10 protein-coding genes and 1 tRNA gene are annotated in these 15,872 nt (G+C 62.2%); 6 read left to right on the top strand and 5 right to left on the bottom strand.

What is annotated here, in order from left to right; all coding sequences use genetic code 11:
* Positions 1-23: 23 nt before the first annotated feature.
* Genes NDB2M4_RS04255 through NDB2M4_RS04245 form a run of 3 tightly spaced genes read right to left on the bottom strand, consistent with a single transcriptional unit; the run spans position 24 to position 5,268 of the window.
* On the bottom strand, positions 24-3,119 hold the full coding sequence (locus tag NDB2M4_RS04255; RefSeq protein ID WP_072370528.1) for an efflux RND transporter permease subunit: 3,096 nt from the start codon (positions 3,117-3,119) through the stop codon (positions 24-26).
* Positions 3,119-4,219 (bottom strand): efflux RND transporter periplasmic adaptor subunit, encoded by a 1,101-nt coding sequence (locus NDB2M4_RS04250; protein WP_244536037.1) that lies wholly within the window; start codon positions 4,217-4,219, stop codon positions 3,119-3,121. Before NDB2M4_RS04250 ends, NDB2M4_RS04255 begins: the two co-directional genes overlap by 1 nt.
* Entirely contained in the window at positions 4,216-5,268 is a 1,053-nt protein-coding gene (locus NDB2M4_RS04245; protein WP_244536036.1) for an efflux RND transporter periplasmic adaptor subunit, read from the bottom strand. The genes NDB2M4_RS04250 and NDB2M4_RS04245 overlap by 4 nt, the downstream gene beginning before the upstream one ends.
* A gap of 167 nt (positions 5,269-5,435) precedes the next feature.
* Here NDB2M4_RS04245 and NDB2M4_RS04240 point away from each other — a divergent pair, with 167 nt between their 5' ends.
* The 3 genes from NDB2M4_RS04240 (at position 5,436) to ada (ending at position 8,540) form a co-directional block, all read left to right on the top strand.
* A complete protein-coding gene (locus NDB2M4_RS04240) occupies positions 5,436-6,071 on the top strand; it encodes a TetR/AcrR family transcriptional regulator (RefSeq protein ID WP_072370522.1) in 636 nt (211 codons plus the stop codon).
* Between the two features lie 44 nt (positions 6,072-6,115).
* Entirely contained in the window at positions 6,116-7,342 is a 1,227-nt protein-coding gene (locus tag NDB2M4_RS04235) for a patatin-like phospholipase family protein (RefSeq protein ID WP_072370519.1), read from the top strand.
* A 118-nt stretch (positions 7,343-7,460) separates the two neighbouring features.
* On the top strand, positions 7,461-8,540 hold the full coding sequence (ada, locus tag NDB2M4_RS04230) for a bifunctional DNA-binding transcriptional regulator/O6-methylguanine-DNA methyltransferase Ada (protein WP_072370516.1): 1,080 nt from the start codon (positions 7,461-7,463) through the stop codon (positions 8,538-8,540).
* Positions 8,541-8,639: 99 nt separating this feature from the next.
* Here ada and NDB2M4_RS04225 read toward each other — a convergent pair whose 3' ends face one another.
* A complete protein-coding gene (locus NDB2M4_RS04225) occupies positions 8,640-11,327 on the bottom strand; it encodes a TonB-dependent receptor (protein WP_072370513.1) in 2,688 nt (895 codons plus the stop codon).
* Between the two features lie 756 nt (positions 11,328-12,083).
* Between NDB2M4_RS04225 and NDB2M4_RS04215 the strand changes: the two genes are divergently transcribed.
* Positions 12,084-12,839 (top strand): SDR family NAD(P)-dependent oxidoreductase, encoded by a 756-nt coding sequence (locus NDB2M4_RS04215; RefSeq protein ID WP_210186506.1) that lies wholly within the window; start codon positions 12,084-12,086, stop codon positions 12,837-12,839.
* A gap of 154 nt (positions 12,840-12,993) precedes the next feature.
* Here NDB2M4_RS04215 and NDB2M4_RS04210 read toward each other — a convergent pair.
* Positions 12,994-13,070 (bottom strand) — tRNA-Arg (locus NDB2M4_RS04210).
* Positions 13,071-13,313: 243 nt separating this feature from the next.
* Between NDB2M4_RS04210 and NDB2M4_RS04205 the strand changes: the two genes are divergently transcribed.
* Positions 13,314-14,837, top strand: coding sequence for a calcium-binding protein (locus NDB2M4_RS04205; protein WP_072370505.1), 1,524 nt, complete (start codon positions 13,314-13,316; stop codon positions 14,835-14,837).
* A 48-nt stretch (positions 14,838-14,885) separates the two neighbouring features.
* Positions 14,886-15,851 (top strand): thermonuclease family protein, encoded by a 966-nt coding sequence (locus tag NDB2M4_RS04200; protein WP_072370502.1) that lies wholly within the window; start codon positions 14,886-14,888, stop codon positions 15,849-15,851.
* The last annotated feature ends 21 nt before the right edge of the window (positions 15,852-15,872 follow it).

Below are 15,872 nucleotides of genomic sequence, written 5' to 3'. Positions count from 1 at the left end.
CACCAACGCGTGTGCTTCAATGCTCAGGCTGACGCATCAGCTAGAACGCCATGGCTCGGAGCGGGCCCCGGATCACCCGCCGGCTCCTTGATGCGGAACCAGGCAACGTAGAGCGCTGGCAGGAACAACAGCGTAAGAACGGTACCGACAATGATGCCACCCATCATTGCGTAGGCCATCGGCCCCCAGAATACCTCGCGAGAGATTGGGATGAGCGCGAGACTGGCTGCGGCGGCGGTGAGCATGATCGGCCGCATACGGTGCTCGGTTGCCTCGAGAACGGCTTGCCACGCAGCAACCCCTTCATCGCGCAGGTGTTCGATCTGTACGACGAGGATGACGGAGTTGCGTATCAAGATGCCAATCAACGCCAGCACACCCAGCGTGGCGACGAAGCCCATTGGCGCGCCGCTGGGAAGCAAAGCGGCCACGACACCGATCAGCCCAAGCGGTGCGACAGCAACGACGAGGAACAGCCGCTGGAAGCTTTGAAGCTGGATCATGAGGATGGTTGCCATCACGAACAGCATGAGCGGCACGATTGCGATGATCGGTCCCTGGCCCTTAGCGCTTTCCTCCACGGCGCCGCCAGTGGCGACGTGGTAGCCGGCGGGGAGAGCGGCGTTGAACTTTTCGATCTCGGGCGCAAGCTCGGCAACGACCGTTGCGGGCTGAACTGCTCCGACAGTACCTGACTTGATGGTGATGGTCGGCAGGCGATTGCGGCGCCAAATGACCGGTTGCTCCTGGCCGTACTCGAACGTGGCAACGGCGGCGAGCGGGACGGGCTGGCCATTGGATGCCGAAAGCTGGAGATTCTGCAGCGTCTCAATCGCACCGCGTTCGGCCGCCTGCGCGCGGGCGGTTACGTTGACGAGATAGATGTCGTCGCGGATCTGGGTGATCGTGTTGCCGCCAACAATGCCGTTCAGCGTGGACGAGATATCCTCAGAGGTCAGGCCGAGAAGGCGTGCCTTGTCCTGCAGCACATTCACTTTCACGGTTCGGGCGGGCTCGTTCCAGTCGAAGACCACGTCGCCGATATGTCCGTTGGCGCCGATGATTGGCGCAAGCTGCTGGGCGAGCGTGCGAACAGTCTGAAGGTCGGGTCCGCTCAGGCGATACTGCACCGGCCGGCCTACTGGAGGGCCAATGTCGAGCAGTTTTACGTTGGCGTCGGTGCCGACGAACTCGCGCCGCACGAACGCATCCAGCTTCTTCTGCAGGCGGTTTCGGGCTTCCAGATCCTTGGTGACAATCACGGTCTGGCCAAACGACTCGTGCGCCGGCTGCACGTCGAAGGAGAGCACGAAGCGCATTGCGCCCTGACCGATATAGGACGACCAGCGCACGACGTCCGGATCGCCCTCGAGCGCTTCCTTCTCGAAGCGCGTCATCTGAGCCTTGGTTTCGACGATCGAGGCATTCTGCGGCAGGTTCCAATCGACGATCAGCTCGACTCGATCGGACGAAGGGAAGAACTGCTGCTGCACGAACCCCATACCGACGATCGAGGCGATAAACATGCCCAGCGTGGCGCTGATGGTGAGCCAGCGGTGGCGCATACAGGCGCGGAGCAGGCCGTTGAATATTCGAGACATGAGGCTGGGCTTGTCGTGGTGCTTGTGCATGCTATTTGGGAGAAGCCACACGCCAAGCAGCGGCGTGAACAGCACCGCGACGATCCAGGACACGAGCAGCGACACGGCCAGCACGACAAACAGCGTGAAGGTAAATTCGCCCGCGGCGCTGCCGTTGAAAGCAATCGGAATAAAGCCGGCAACCGTCACGAGTGTGCCGGTGAGCATCGGGAAGGCGGTGGACGTATAGACGTAGCTGGCTGCCTTTTCGAGCGGGTCGCCCACCTCGAGGCGTGCCACCATCATCTCCACGGCGATCATGGCGTCATCGACGAGCAGGCCGAGCGCGATGATGAGCGCGCCAAGCGAGATGCGCTGCAAGGTAATGCCGGAATAGGCCATGACCATGAAGGTGATGGCGAGAACGAGAGGGATCGACAGCGCCACGACCATGCCTGCGCGCATGCCGAGCGACACGAAGCTGACGATGAGCACGATCGCGACGGCCTCGAACAATGCGCGCGTAAAGCCGAATACGGCTTCCTCGACGATGAGGGGCTGGTCGGAAACGAGATGCACATCGATGCCGACGGGGAGCTCGGCGGAGATTCGGGACATCTCCTCGTGCAGCGCCTCACCGAACTTCAGAAGGTTCGCCTTCGGGCGCATACCGATGGCCAAGCCAATGGCGGGCTCACCATTGTAGCGGAACAGCGCGCTCGGCGGATCGACATAGCCGCGGCGGATGGTGGCAACGTCGCTCAAGCGGAAGAAACGATCGTTGATGCGCAGGTTGACCGACTGCAGATCCTTTTCGGAGGTGAACTGGCCGCTGACGCGCAGGTTGATCCGCTCGGGACCGGCCTCGATCACGCCCGACGGCACGATTGCGTTCTGCGCCTGAAGGGCGGAAACGATAGCCTGCTGGTTGATGCCGTAAGCAGCGATCTTACGCGGGGAGAATTCCAGGAAGACGACTTCGTCCTGAGCTCCGACAATGTCGACCTTACCGACGTTCGGTACGGTGAGCACCTTGGCGCGCACCTTCTCGACATAGTCGCGCAACTGACGTTGACTGAGGCCGTCGGAGGTAAAGGCATAGATGTTGCCATACACGTCGCCGAAGCGATCATTGTAGAAGGGCCCGACGACGCCGCTCGGGAACTGTCCGTGAATGTCACCAATCATGTTGCGGATCAGCATCCAGGTCGGTGCAACATCGCCGGCCTTGGTCGTATCGCGAAGGTTGACGAAGATGGTGGTCTCGCCCGGCGTCGTAACCGAACGCGTGTAGTCGAGCGTTTCCAGCTCTTCGAGCTTCTTCTCGATGCGATCGGTGATTTGCTCGGCGGTCTCTTCAGCGGAGGCGCCCGGCCACTGCGCGACGATGACCATCGTCTTGATGGTGAACGCAGGGTCTTCCTCGCGGCCAAGGTTGAGATACGAGAAGAAGCCAGCGAGAGAGAATACGAGCATGAAATAGGTGACGAGGGAGCGATGCGCGAGTGCCCACTCGGATAGATTGAACGGCTTTTGCATCAGCGGATTGCCCCTACGTCGGTGCGGACGTGTTCGCCGACTGACAGGCTCTTGACGCCTGCCGTGACGACGTGCGTCCCAGCCGCCAGCGCTCCGGCAACGATGACGGAACCGCCGCTATGCCCGACAACTTCGACAGGCACCTCGGCGACTGCGCCCGATTCCTCGTTGACGATGAAGACGCTTGATCCGCCTTCCCGCTCGATCAGGGCCGATGCGGGCAGGCGGACGGTGTGTGATGCGCCAGCGGCAGGTCTGATCTTCACGGTGACTGTGGTGCCAAGGCGGAACGTTTCGGGCGGATCGGCAAGGGTGATGCGCGCGCGGCGCGAACGGGTAATGGCATCCGCTTCGGGCGCGATCTCACGCAGGACGCCGGAGGTGCTCCGGCTTTCATCGAGCTGCAGGCTGATTTCGAACCGCGTTCCCGGGCCGATATTGCGGCTAGCCGTCTCTGGAATGTCAACAACGGCCTCGCGCACGTCCGGCCGCGCGACGGTGACGGCGGTTTGCCCGACCGAGACGACTTGGCCGACCTCAGCGCTGATGGCGGTTACGACGCCGTCGAAGTCGCTGCGAAGCTCCGTATAGGTGAGTTGCTCTTGCGCTTTGGTGAGGCCCGACTGGGTGCGCGTGACCTCCGCCTCGGCCGCAATGCGCGCCTGCTCGGCGGTCTCGAACGTTGCTTGGGCCGTTACGTTGCGATCGCGCAGGGCGCGCTGGCGCTCCTCGACCGCAGCGGCATTGGTGAGCGTCGCTTGTGCATTCGCGAGCGCTGCGCGCTGACTGCGCACGGCGAGTTGCAACGCCGTCGGATCGAGTGCCGCCACGCGCTGTCCTTTATGGACAACGTCGCCGACCTCGACATCGCGCGCAACGACACGCCCCAAGACCCTGAAGCTAAGTTCTGCTCGGTAGCGTGGCTCGACAGTACCCGCGAAGGAGAGCACCTCGGCGTGCGGACCGGAGACGACGACCGTCAGCACGGGGCGCGGCGGCGGCGCGGGCTCATCCTTCGCCTCACCACATCCTCCGAGCGCCAACAGCGGCAGGGTGAGCAACAACGCCCAGCCAGCGAACATTTTTGTTTGTGCGATCATGATGCCTCGTCGGGGGCGACAATGACTAACTGATTAGGGCGGAGCAGCTTGGCGCCTGCCGTGACGACACGCTCGCCAGGTTCCAGCCCGCCGTCGATCACGACTGCCTGCGTCTCGTAAGACGCGACAGTCACCGGCTTCAGTGCGACCTGCAGCGTCTCGGCGTCGACGATCCAGACGGCCGGTTTTCCGGCAATGTTCGTCAGTGCACCGGCCGGAAGCAGGACGACTTGTCTGGGCTTCTGTGTCGCGCAACCAAATACGACGGAGCCGAGCGCGAAGGCGGGCGGGGGATTGGTGATCGCAACTTTGACTCGCACCGTGCCCGAAGTCGTGTCGGTGCTCGGCGAGACTTCACGGGCGACGCCTGTGGCAGTGATCTTCGGATCTGAGACGAGTGACAGCGCGATGTCGGGTGAGGCCAACTCGTGCAGGAAAGCTGCCTCGTAAACGTGGAACACCGCATCGCGTTCGCCATCCTCGGCAAGCGAGAACATCGTCTGCGCCGCTTGAGCTACCTGTCCAACCTCGGCGTTGCGTGCAGTGACGATGCCGGCGGAGCTGGAACGCAGCTCGGTGAACGAAAGCGCATCACGCGCGCTGCCAAGCTGAGCCTGCGCCGCTTCGAGCGAACCCTGCGCTGTGCGTAGCGCCTCTTCGGCCTGGTCGTAGTCCCGCCGAGTGGTGAAGCCATCCTTGATGAGCGCTTTCTGGCGATCGAAAGCAGCGGCTGTCTGGCGCACGCGAGCGTCGGCTGAACGCTGTGCCGCCTCAGCGGCGACGACGTCCGCGCGCTGTTCTGCGGGATCGATGCGGGCAAGAACTTTGTCGGGCGTGACGTGATCGCCCACCTCGGCATTGCGCTCGATGATGCGGCCCGACACGCGGAATGAAAGGTTGGTCTGGATGCGCGCTTTCACCTCGCCGGTGAGGCACGTCGTGGGCTTGTAGGCGACCTTAGAGACGACTTGCGTGAGGACGCGAGCCGCTTGCTTCTGTGGGCCACCATCGGCGTCGCCACAGCCGCCCAGAACGGCGACTAATGCCAATAACTTCCACAGCATCAATATGTTATGCCGTTCCCGCATCTGCGGTTGCCCCCGCCACTCAAGCCTAAAGCAGTGACTATTATTGACTGACTCGTAAGTCAATAATAGTTTGTTTGTGATATTTTGGCTACGCGCCGGAGAATGCGCCGCCGAGTGGGAGGACGAATATGACTGGAGCGGTCAGGGCACGCCGGAAGGCAGAGCGGCCGAGCGAGATCCTTGAGGCTGCGTTCGAAGAGTTCGCTCTGCACGGTTATGCGGCCACTCGGCTCGAGGACGTGGCCGCGCGCGCTGGCGTGACGAAGGGGACGATCTACGTCTACTTCCAGAACAAGGATCAAGTGTTCGAGGCGCTGGCCGTTCAGCGAGGGCAGGAGCTTTTCAACCGGGTCCAAGGGTTCATCGACGACACGGCCGAACCGACGCCGGAATCAGTGCGCGCGGATCTGACCTTCCTGTTTCACACTTGTCTTGACGACCGTCGTTCGCTTGAAATTCTGCGACTGCTGATCTCAGAGGCAGTTCGGTTCCCGAAGCTGGTGGACGAACACTTCCAGAACTTCTTCGCGCCGGTGATCGACAAGCTGAAGCAGAAGGTGCAGCGCGTGGTGAAGAGCGGGGGGTTCCGCGCAAGCCCGGCGGCCGACTACCCAGAGCTGCTCATGGCGCCTGCCCTCACAATCCACATCTGGACATTGCTGTTCGCTGATCGTCGTCCGCTCGATATCGATCGATATCTCGAGGCCTCGGTCGACCTGATCATGAATGGCCTACTGCCGCCGCCAGATTCCTCGTCGCAATAGGATGCTTTTGTAACCGTCGTGGTGTTGCGTAGGGGGGAGCAGGAATGGTGGAGGATACGCGAGCAGCGTCGTGTGCACTGAAGCGCATTCGGCTGATGCTGATCCTCGCCACGGCGCTCGTCCTTACGGGCTGCGCCGCCGCGTTGCCTCGTCATGCCTTGCCTGAATCACTCGTTGATGAAGCCGAACTGCGCGGCATGGACGACGTGCGGCTGTGGGGCGATGCACCCCCCGAACAGATCCACGCGATGGTCGAGGCGGAGCTGAGCCGGCGCAGCACCGCGGCGATCGAGCGGTCTTTAGAGCAGCCTGTAGCAAACTTCCTCGCCATCTCCGGCGGCGCCGAGGACGGCGCTTTCGGCGCGGGCTTGCTGACGGGATGGACAAAAGCCGGAACGCGACCAGAGTTCGACATCGTTACCGGCGTAAGCGCCGGCGCTCTCATTGCTCCGTTCGCATTCTTAGGGCCACGTAAGGACCGTGAGCTGAAGGCCATCTTCACCGAGTACGGACGCGAAGACATCCTCACAGCCGACGTGCTGTCCGGCATTTTTGGTGGCCCGGCACTTGCGGATAGCGCTCCGTTGGCCCGGCTCATTGCCAAATACGTCGATGAGAAGTTTCTACGCGATATTGCGCAGGAACGTGTGAAGGGTCGAATGCTGCTGATCGGCACGACCAATCTGGACGCGCAGCGGCCGGTGCTTTGGGACATGGGGCGCATCGCGATGTACCGGACACCCGAGGCATTGGCGCTGTTTCGCAGCGTGCTACTGGCGTCCGCCTCGGTACCCGGCGTGTTTCCCCCGGTTCGCATCCAAGTCCGCGCCAATGGGCGCGACTATGACGAGATGCACGTCGACGGCGGCGTGACGCAGCAGGTGTTTCTCGCTCCCACCACGCTGGCGTTCCGCGATATCGACCGTGCAACAGGCCGACACGTGCAGCGCAACTTGTTCATTTTGCGTAACGGCAAAATCACACCCGAGTGGCAGCCTGTCGAAGACAAGGCCTACATCACCGCCGGGCGCTCCATTTCAACATTGATCAAGAACCAGGGCATCGGCGACCTCTACCGCATCTACAGCATGACGGCGCGGGACGACATCGCATTCAATCTCGCGACGATTCCCGGATCGTTCGCACTGACGAGCAAAGAGCCATTCGATCTGGGGTATATGCGAGCACTGTACAAGACCGGATACGAGCTAGGATCGCTCGGCTATCACTGGATGCGCGCGCCGCCGGGACTTGTGTCAGCGGCCCGGTAGGTCTACTGCACAGCGTCGGCGCGAAATTTGAAAGCAAGAAACGTAGCGCGGCGGCGCTTCAGACCTGCTTAGATCTCGTCCGGCTCCTACTTGACTACGATCCGGGCTATCAAGAGACATGCAGAAGCTACGCAACAAGTCAGGCGTGACGCGGCGGCGGGCAGCGACCGACTATTGGGCGGCCGTGCGGGAGCGCGACAGCAGCTTCGACGGCACGTTCTACTACTCAGTGGCGACGACAGGCGTCTATTGCCGGCCTTCGTGCGCGGCGCGGCTGGCCAAGCGAGAGAATGTTGCCTTTCACGCCTCGTGCGCGGAAGCAGAAGCGGCGGGGTTTCGCCCGTGCAAGCGCTGCAAGCCGAACGAGCCGTCGCTGCGCGAGCGGAACGCCGCCAAGATTGCACACGCGTGCCGGATCATCGAAGAAGCCGAGGAACTGCCAAAGCTCGGCGCGCTGGCGAGCGCGGTCGGTCTCAGCCCTCACCATTTCCATCGCATGTTCAAGTCGGTCGCCGGCGTGACGCCAAAGGCCTTTGCCGCCGCATTGCGTCAGAGGCGATTGCACGAGAACCTGGCGAGCGGGGGCTCGGTCACGGAGGCGATCCATGCGTCCGGCTTCAACTCCGCTGGGCGGCTCTATGCGAAGTCGAAGGACTATCTCGGCATGACCCCGACCCAATTTCGCTCGGGCGGCAAGGGGGCGACGCTGCGATTCGCGGTGGGCGCGTGCTCGCTCGGCTCCGTGCTGGTGGCGGCGAGCGAGAAGGGCGTCGCGGCGATCTTTCTCGGCGATGATCCCGATGTGCTGATCACCGATCTACAGCGACGTTTTCCGAGGGCGACGCTGGTCGGTGGCGACAAGTCGTTCGAGGATATCATGGGCAAGGTCGTAGGCCTCATCGAGGCTCCAAAGCGCGATGTCGAGCTGCCGCTCGATGTCCGGGGCACGGCGTTCCAGCATCAGGTGTGGCAGGCACTGCGCGACATTCCACCGGGAACGACAGCAACATACAGCGAGATCGCCGAACGCATCGGCATGCCAAAGGCTGTGCGGGCCGTCGCCGCGGCGTGCGCGGCGAACAAGATCGCAGTGGCAATCCCCTGCCATCGCGTAGTGCGCAGCGACGGCGCGCTCTCCGGCTATCGCTGGGGCGTTGATCGCAAGCGCCGCCTCATCGCCCGCGAAAGGGAGACGTGACCGCTTCCCGCGCAGCCAGCTCGCTCCCCCCCCAAAAAAACCGCTCCTGCACTGGGAGTGACAGGAGCGGTGAGGACTCGCGTAACAGTCGGGTCTTGGTCAGAACCTCACTCGGACACCTCCGTAGGCGGCAAAGGGAATGGCTGGCGTAATCGTGCGGCCGTTGTCTTCGTCGTACTCGAGGCCGTTGAGCGAGGAGTCTGGACCACCGCTGCCGTTCTTGCCGGGGCCTGCTGCCTGGGCCAGCTCGGTGTTGAAGTAGGTGCCGTAGATTCCGTACTGATTGTCGAACAGGTTCTCGATCAGACCATAAATCTGGATGTGATCGGTGATGTTGTACGATGAGTGCACGTTGACACGAGTGTAGCCGGGAAGCGGTGCGTCGTTGTTGCCTTCATCTCCATAGAAGTACTGATCGCTGACGGAGATCATATCGGCGCCCACCACCCACTTGGGCGTTACGAGAAAGTCGACGCCAGCTTTGAACCGATGCCTCGGAACGCCTGGCATACGATTGCCCGGACGGATTTCGATGCACTTCGCTTCCTCTCCATCTTCACCCTCGGCAGGGATGCCGAAGTCCGCATCGCACTCGGTGGTGACCTGCGGATTGTTCTCTGAGACGATGATGTTCCGCGATTGGAACGTGGCATCGACGAACGAGTAGCTCGCGTAGGCCATCCAACGCTGCGCCCGGTAGACGGCGCTCGCCTCGATACCCTGGCGGAGCGTCTCGCCGGCGTTGGCGAAGTAGCCACGGCCTTGCTGGCTGTCGGCAATCTGGATGATGTCGTTCTCGTTGGTGGCGTGGAACAGACCGAAGCTCCAGTCGAAGTGCTCGGTCCTGTTCCAGTTCGAGATTTCACCGCGAAGGCCCGCTTCCCAAGTCTTCGACACGACCTGCTTAAGCGGCGGATCGGACGCTAGCGCGCTTTCGATGATGCACGGGTTCTCAGGATCGGAGCATGCAATCTCGGACGCGGTCGGGGCGCGGTTCGCTTCGGCGTAGCCGCCGTAGACCGACAGCCCGGGAAGCAGCTTGTAGGTCAGACCGGCCGAAGGGTTGAAGCGGTAGAATTCGTTGACGCCATTGAGCTTGTCGAGTGAGGCGTCGCCCGTGTTTTCGATCTCGATGCGGGCGTAATTCCAACGACCGCCGAGTGTCAGCGTCAGGCGATCGGTCAGATCGATGGCATCGACCGCGTAGATACCAACGTAATCGTTCGTCGTGGTCAGAGACCGGGGCGTGACGACTGAAGCGTTGAGTTCCTCGTTCGCGTCATCGCATTCCTCCGCGCTGAGCCCGGTGCAGTCGGCCAGATCCGCCTTGCCCGTCAACGTGTCACCGCTTCCGGCGACGACGTATTTTGGAAGGAAATAGCCGAGTTCGCTCGATGCACGGTATTTGACGTTGCCGTGATCGTAGCTGGACCCCACCACGAACTGGTTACGGAAGCCGAGCAGTTTGGCCTTTTCGGTCGCCTGAAGCGCCAAGCCATAGCTGTTGGCGTCCTGACCGGTCTTGTCGATCGAGCCGAGTGCGCCGCTGCCCTTTTCCTCGAGTTCTTCGATCTCGTCCTCCGTGAGCCCAACGCCGCTGCCAGCCTTGAACAGCGGCGCGCCGTCCTCGGTGCAGAGCGCCGAGAAGCTGAGGGCCTCGGCAGATTCGCACTCGTCGAACTCGGAGATGTTGCCGTCGATGTGGCTCTGGCGGAAGTGGCGGTGATAGGCAACACCGGAGAGCGACAACGTCGAGGTCAAATCAACGACGCCGTTGGCCGAAAACATCTGCATGTCGTTTTCGGTGATCTGCGGCGAGGTGAACGTGCGCTCGCGCCCGCCGAATGCCAGCAACTCCTCGGGAACAGCGGCGGTCACACCGACCTCGCCCGTCGCTCCGGTGAAGTTGAGGTGGAACTCAGATCCCGTGCCTTTGAAGCCGAGATCGGCGTAGCCACGGCGCGTCGTCGTATCGGAGAAATCGCGAAAGCCGTCGTCCTCGATGCCCTCGAAGGCGCCGTAGATGGCAATGTTGCCGCTCTGCGCCCCCGCCTGTGCGCCCACCTGACGCCGTCCGAACGAGCCGAAGCGCGTGTCGACCTCAGCGCCCTGATAGCTGAAACCATCCTTCATCTGGATGCTCATGGCGCCGCCGATGGCATTTAATCCGAATATCGGATTGGAGCCCATGACGGTGATGCCTTCGATGGCGTTGCTGGGCAGGAAATCCCAGTTGACCGTGTCGCCGAACGCTTCGTTGATGCGCACGCCGTTCTGGTAGATCGCCAGACCCTGAGGCAGGCCGTTTACGGGCGAAGCCTCGAAGCCACGATATTGGATGCCCGTCTGAAACTGGTTGCCCTGGAGGTCGTCGACCATGACCGAGGGGATGCGGCTGTTGAGGAACTCCTGGGGGATGACCGAGCCGTCGCGGCGGATGTCGCTCGCGTTCATCGTCGAGACGCCGCGCGGGATCTGGTCGATCGGAAATTCGCTTCCGGCAAGCGGGGAGGTTCGCACCAGTCCCTCGTTAGAGCCGGCGGAAGGCATGGTCTCAGTGGTGACAGCGGGCGCGACCGGTGCAGGTGCAGTGGCGACAGGTGCGGGCTTCTTTTTCGCCGCTGCCTTTTTCTGCACGGAGGGCGCCGGAGCGGCTTTCTTTTGGATGACTTCGACAGGTGGCAACTGGTCGGCGGCGGGTGCCGGTGTTTCCTGTGCGATCGAATTCGACGCTGAAAGTGCAGAAAACGCCGCGGCAAACGCAACTGTGGCGTGAACAAAACGCATTACTAAAACTCCCCCCAGGACACCCCGCCTTTCGGCAAGGTGCAACGCAAACGCTAGGCGGAGGCGGCCGGGTTATTCTTCATCGCGTCGTAGTGTGCGTGTCCCGTCTTCCCCCACGCATCAGACTAGCAACGCTGAAGTTTGCTAAGACACGAGATTGTTTGAGGATCTGTTCGGACTGTACGGCACCGACAATTGCCGTTGTCTCCCGGCTCATCGCGGGAATAGCGCCCTCAGGAAAAGAGCGCATGCGCATATCAAGTACGTGTAACGCTGATGAAATCTCTTCCTGATGCGCTGCGACTGAAATTGCCGTAGCCGGCCCGCCGAAGGGGAACGACGCCGTTGCGGCACATTTGCAAATTCCCGAAACGCGCCGCTTTCACTCCCCGGTTGCCATCCGGCAACCTCCCACGGTCGAGATCGGCCGCACGGTTTTCACGCTGCTTTACAGCGACGCGCATCGGATGATTTGGCCCGATTTCCGTGATGGCCTGAGCATCCTCATACTCCTCAGCGAATTCGTTCGGGATATACCTGCGGCCAGTTCGCCTCCTACCGCCAGCTAAAGGCGGAAGGCAAACAGGTGCTGCTCGCTAGGCGTACCATTGACACCGGCCCACCGGCCTCATCGACCTCAAACTCGGATATGGGGTTCTATACGATCGCATGCAGCAATCCCCTTCTCGCCATCAACATCGGGATGCCGCCTCAACCGCCCTCACGCCTTCTAGCCGCAAAGTGGAGAAACACTCTTTGATCCAAGCTCAAGGTAATGCCTCACCCGTTGCCCTCGTGACGGGTTCCACGTCCGGCATCGGCGCCGCGATAGCCCTCCGACTATCCAGCGAGGGGTATGCCGTAGTCCTGCACTCGCGCAGTTCCGCTGAAGCCGGACTCGCGTTAGCCGCTGAATTGGGAAAAGCTACGTACATCCAAGCAGATTTGGCCGATGACGCTGACAGGATCAGGCTTGTGCGGGAGGCTATATCCTGGGGAGGTCAGCTTGATGTCCTTGTCAACAATGCCGGCATCAGCCGCGTTATTCCCCATGCCGACCTTATGGCCGCCTCGCCTGCCGTCTGGAACGAGCTGTATGAGGTCAACGTGGTAGCTCCATTTCGCCTCGTGGCGGAAGCCGAGACAGCTTTGAGAGATGCATCCCGACGCGGTCGACCGGGCTGTGTCGTCAACGTCAGCTCACACGCTGGCGTCCGGCCCAAAGGCGCATCAATCCCTTATGCTGCATCCAAAGCCGCGTTGAACCATGTCACTCGCCTGCTTGCAGTATCGCTTGCGCCGGATATCAGAGTGAATGCCGTTGCCCCTGGTTTGGTGGATACGCCTTTGACGGCAGATTGGACTGCTGCCCAACAGTTCTGGCGGGAGCGCTCGCCCATGCGCAGAGCCGCCAGTCCGGAGGATGTCGCCCAAATCGTCGCTATGCTGGTAGCCTCGGACTACCTGACCGGCGAAATTTTGCTGTCGGATGGCGGGCTGAACCTGACATAGCGCACCATCAGTCAGCCGGGCCGACGAATTTTCCGCTGTTGGGGTGCCAAGCGCATACGGTGGGCCTCCGTCCGTCACTGCCTGCCTGCCTGTCGCGGTTGCTCACCGGGCCAATGCAGCCGCGGACTACAGACCCCGTAACACCTTGATTTAGTGGTGACCCCGACAGGATTTGAACCTGTGACCCCCAGATTAGGAATCTGGTGCTCTATCCAGCTGAGCTACGGGGCCTGACGCCGTGTTGAGCTAACTCTCTAGCAGGATGCGCGCAACCGGGCCGTAAAAAGTAAGCCCGGCAGAAGCCGGGCTTGAAGGATTGGATGCGCGGCCGCAACGACGTGGCAAGAAGGATCGCGCGGCCGCGTCCTGGCGGCACTTTAACCATGGTTCAGCCCAGAAGTCTCGCGTTTCGCGCATATGGACCGGCATAAATTTCAACCTTAGGTTGCCATTCGGTCTAAGGGGGAATCAAGCATGCCAAGGGTTCGCATCGAATGGATGCCGGTACAGCTTTTCGGGCTGGGGCACCTCGGTTTCGACCATATGCAGTTGGTTCTCGAGCAGGGCGAGGGGACTTCGCCGCAAGACGATTGGTTCGTGATGGAGGGCGTGCGCGACCCGACGGATCTTGGAACCTATCTCGTAATCGAGGGCTCGGACGGGCGCACATCGCTTGCCACCGCGAACCTCGCATCGCGGGCCGCTCTGGCTGACAAGATCGGCACACCTGACCTGCGCGGCAGCAGGGTGCTCGCTTACAACGGTGACGAGATGCGCGCCTGGGAAACGATGGCTTCCTATGCACGCGATATCGATGGCCAGGACTACCCGTACATCGCCCTCGGGCTGCCTGGGTCGCCGACTCCGACGATCAATTCGTCGTCTGCCGTCGCGTCGCTGCTGCACTACTCAGGCCTCGATCCGACGCAAAACCTGCCCTACGGGATGCGCCTGTCGCCCGGGACGTCAACGATGCTCGGGACAGGAGGCGATGACGAGATGCGCGTGGCGCACGGCTTCACAACTCTCTTGGGCGGAGACGGGAACGATCACTTCATCGGCGGCGGAGACAGGCAGACGGAGAAGTATTTCGGCGGGGGCGGGGATGATGTTTTCCGCTGGTCGCCGGGCTTCAACATCGTGCACGGCGGACAGCCGCAGCTCGGTTATGCGACCGACGGCACAGACGTGATCGATTATTCCGGTGCGGGAGAGGTGACGATCACTTTCAACCGACACTGGATTCCGCACAAATCCCCCAACTTCATTGCGGTACACGACTCGGGCATAGACCATCTGTTCTCAATCGAGCGGATCCAGTGGAATGCGAAGAGCGACCAGATCCGGCTAGGCAAGGAGATCGACCTGCTCGAAGACGAGCACGTACACCAGTCGAGCGACAGCGAAGCGCAGTCCAACAGGCGAACCGCGAGTTTGCTTGCTGATGATCATGCGGTGGTCGGCGATGCTTTTGGCGGCAGCGATGGCGATGACCGCCTGATCGGCACCGGACTTGGTGAGACGATCGACGCCCAGGGCGGCGACGATACGCTCTACGGGGGCGGCGGGAACGATACCTTGTTTGGCGGGGCTGGTAGCGATGGCTATGTGTACCTTCCCGGCGATGGCGACGACGTGATCATAGATCTGACAGGAGATGCAGGCTTCGACGAGCTGCTGCTGACAGGGGGCATTGGCGTTGCGGACCTAGCTGTGTTCCGCGTCGATGGCCGCGATCTGCTGCTATCGCTACCGGGCGGATCGGTGCTCGTCAGCGGCTTTTTCGCCGGCGACAGCGCCGGGATAGAGCGCGTGGTGTTCGATCACGATGCGCCGCTGTCGCGCAGTGCGCTCGATATGCTGGCAGTGGACTTGGTCGAGGCGCCAGGCGAGACGGTGGCGCTCCTGATGGGCGGCCACCACGACCATGCCGCTGGCGCCTCGGTTCTCGGTCCTGGCGGCTGGCACGATGCTGCGGCGCTCCCATCGCTCTTCTGACAAGATTTCCACGCGGCGGCTGGGCTATCATCCGGCCGGGAGATCGACATGTATCGCGTAGCACCAGGCGCGCGGGGGATCGCTGCGGCCATGTTTTCCGTGCTTGCCGCCGCGGTCGCTGCGGCGGCGCAGCCGACATCAAAGGGCGAAGACGCTGCGTGCACGCTCGATGGCGGCGCGCAGCGGACAGTCGTTCGCGTCATCGACAGCGAGACGGTGCTGCTGGACGACCACCAGGAGGTCCGCCTCATCGGAGCTCTGGCGCCGCGCTCGCCCGACCTGTCGCCCAGTGCGGAGGCATGGCCGCCGGAAGACGCGGCGATCGTGGCACTGCGAGCAATGGTGCAGGGCAAGTCAGTGTCGCTGGCAACGTCAGGGCGTGCCCAAGACCGCTATGGCCGGACGCTCGCGCATCTCTTCATCGACAAAGATGGCGAGCGCCTTTGGGTGCAGGGCGAGATGCTGTCATCGGGGAACGCGCGCGCTTACGGGCTGCCGGGCAGTTATGCCTGCATGCGCGAATTGATGGCACACGAGCGCGCGGCGCGCGAAGCGGGAAGCGGCATCTGGGGCAACGCTGCCTATGGCGTGCGCTCGGCGCGCGCGGTTGGCGATCTATTGCGACGGCGGAACTCGTACGAGATCGTCGCTGGAAGGGTTGCGAAGGTGACCGCAACCAAGGCGAGGACATACGTGAATTTCGGTGCGGACTGGAGGCGCGATTTCACCGCCGGCATTGCGCAGAAGGTGCTGCGTGAACATCCGGAGTGGGCAAAGAGCATCGCAGCGCTGGAGGGGAGGCGCGTGGAGGTGCGCGGGTGGATTCAATATCGCAACGGTCCCTATATCGACATCGAGGACCCGAGCCAGCTGATGCCCGCAGACGAGACCCTGCCCGGGCGCACGATGCTGCCGTCGGAAGCGATGACCAGCAGCGGGCGGCGAGAAACCGACGAGCCAGAAAAGCAAAAGCGCCCGGCACCGACGACGGCACCAGGCGCTCTCGATCTTTAGTGGCGGCACTCTGCGCTATGC

Origin of the sequence: Hyphomicrobium sp. NDB2Meth4 (assembly GCF_900117445.1) — a bacterium.
Taxonomy (GTDB): domain Bacteria; phylum Pseudomonadota; class Alphaproteobacteria; order Rhizobiales; family Hyphomicrobiaceae; genus Hyphomicrobium_A.
Note: the sequence above shows the minus strand (reverse complement) of the source record. Positions and strands in the feature narration are given on the sequence as shown.